The sequence below is a fragment of the Microcystis sp. M53603_WE2 genome (assembly GCF_030065435.1).
The window spans coordinates 1-1672 of sequence record NZ_JASJFF010000422.1 but is presented as its reverse complement, the minus strand read 5'-3'; the positions used below and the strand labels follow the sequence as shown (position 1 = coordinate 1672).

Here is a 1672-nt window from a genome sequence, read left to right as displayed (position 1 = left end):
CCCCAACCCACGGGAATCAGTACCTACATTCTTAACCTCTTACCCTACCTGAAAAATTTAGAACCAACCCTACTAACAGCTAATAGTTATCCCGACTTTAACTGTTATTCTATCCCCAAGGGTCTCGGCCCCGATCGAGGAGCGAAAGGTCATTTAAAACGCTTACTCTGGACTCAGTGGCAGTTACCGTCAATTTACCGACAATTAAACGCCAATTTACTCTTTTCTCCCCTTCCGGAAGCGCCGATAAATTCTCCCTGTCGCTTTGTCGTCATGGTCCACGATTTAATTCCCCTGCGGTTTCCCAGTTTTACTTCCCCCTTAACTCACTATTTCCGTTATTATGTGCCGCAGGTATTACAACAGGCAAAACATATTATCTGCAACTCTCAGGCAACGGCCAAAGATATCACTGAATATTATCAAATTCCCGCCGATAAAATTACTTCTATTCCCCTAGCCTACGATCATCATCACTTTCGCCCTATTCAAGATGATAAGCCAGAGCATCCCTATTTTCTCTATCTCGGTCGTCCCAATCCCTATAAAAATTTACCGCGTTTAATCGCCGCTTTTGCCCAACTGCCTCCAGATTTAAGCGATTATCGTCTTTGGATTGCCGGCAGCTTTGATCGCCGTTATACCCCCAATTTACAACAACAAGCGCGGGAATTAGCAGTCAGCGATCGCATTAAATTTCTCGACTATATCCCCTACGATCACCTACCCAAAGTTATCAGTCAAGCCACTGCTTTAGTCTTCCCCAGTCTCTGGGAAGGCTTCGGATTGCCCGTTTTAGAGGCTATGGCCTGCGGTACACCCGTCATTACCTCAAATTTGTCATCTTTGCCCGAAGTCACGGCAACAGCGGCAATTTTAATCGATCCCTATCGAGTCGAGTGCATAGCCGATGCCCTAAAAATTATCGCTCAAGATCGACAATTACAGTCAAAATTAAGTCATCTAGGCAAAAAACGAGCCAATGAGTTTAGTTGGCAAAAAACCGGTCTAGCTACAGCCGCAATCTTAAATCAATATCTAGAGTATGCTTAACTGACAGGGTTTCCCGTCCAGATGAAGTGTAACCTGATCGGTCATCGTCGCAAAAAGAAAAATAATTTGACAGATCGGCAGCATTTGCTGTAGGATTGATGATCGTGACCTTAATTGGAGAGATGGCCGAGCGGTTGAAGGCGCAGCACTGGAAATGCTGTTTAGGGGTAACTTTAACGAGGGTTCGAATCCCTCTCTCTCCGTTCCCAAAGCACCTCATATCTATGAGGTGCTTTTTATCTTCTCCCCCACTCCCCACTTCATAATTGATAATTTATAATTGATAATTCCCGCTCCCCACTTCATAATTGATAATTGATAATTCCCGCTCCCCACTTCATAATTCATAATTGATAATTCATAATTCCCACTCTCTTATACTTTTTAAACAGGATTTAGTCTAATTCCCGTCGGTAGGCCATCTTTACACTTAGCTAACCACTCCAATAAACTATCTAACTGCTGTTGCGGTTTTACCGCTCCTAAACCCCTAACCGTCACCTGTTTGGGACTATAAACAAAGCGTGATTGTATATGTTGGGGTAGGTGTTCTTGTAATAATTTCCACGCTGGTTCTTCCATGGGAGTTTCTAGGATAATATGCTGTTTTCCGTCGGGT

General features: G+C 43.8%; 2 protein-coding genes and 1 tRNA gene. 2 read left to right on the top strand and 1 reads right to left on the bottom strand.

Translation table 11 applies throughout. From position 1 onward, the window contains the following. Both PX481_RS08830 and PX481_RS08825 read left to right on the top strand, forming a co-directional pair. On the top strand, nucleotides 1-1053 hold a 1053-nt coding region (locus PX481_RS08830), incomplete at its 5' end, for a glycosyltransferase family 4 protein (protein WP_288094431.1). A gap of 116 nt (nucleotides 1054-1169) precedes the next feature. After that, nucleotides 1170-1256: transfer RNA gene (locus PX481_RS08825), tRNA-Ser, on the top strand. Between the two features lie 181 nt (nucleotides 1257-1437). Here the strand turns inward: PX481_RS08825 and PX481_RS08820 are convergent. Continuing rightward, nucleotides 1438-1672 (bottom strand): hypothetical protein (locus PX481_RS08820; protein WP_288094429.1); only part of this gene is annotated, 235 nt, incomplete at its 5' end.